Source organism: Methylocella tundrae (assembly GCF_901905185.1).
Lineage (GTDB): Bacteria > Pseudomonadota > Alphaproteobacteria > Rhizobiales > Beijerinckiaceae > Methylocapsa > Methylocapsa tundrae.
Genome location: NZ_CABFMQ020000041.1, coordinates 1 through 396 on the forward strand (window position 1 = coordinate 1; position 396 = coordinate 396).

Annotated in this window: 1 protein-coding gene; it reads right to left on the reverse strand. The window is 58.3% G+C overall.

All coding sequences use genetic code 11. The features are described from left to right. A partial coding sequence (locus MPC4_RS04805) for a hypothetical protein (protein WP_174511527.1) occupies window positions 1-383 on the reverse strand: 383 nt, incomplete at its 3' end. Window positions 384-396: the final 13 nt, after the last annotated feature.

The following is a 396-nucleotide window of genomic DNA, read 5'->3' on the forward strand; positions in this document are numbered from 1 at the left end:
GTCATGGCGTCACCATGGAAATCCTCAATGCGCGCACGCGTGCGGTTGAAGACGCCGGAGTCCCGGACATTGGTGCGAAACTGAATTTCGTCTCCAACGTGGAACTCCTGCAGCCCATCGATGGTTTGCAACTCACGCCCTTCACCCAAAAGCCCTTCTTCTTTCAGCTTCTCCTGGGCTAGGCGATTGAGTTCTTTGACCGACCTGTTGTCGGCCGCGAGGATCAGGTGCGAACGTTCGACCTGGTGCAACTCCTGGCCCGCTGCTACGGTCCAATGCCGATCGTCTTGGTGGATGATTTGCCCCACCAATTCACGGCCACCACGGGAAAAAGCGACGGTGTCACCGACCGCCCTAGAGCGGCTGTTCGACCAAGCGTTCACCAGGGCCTCGTTT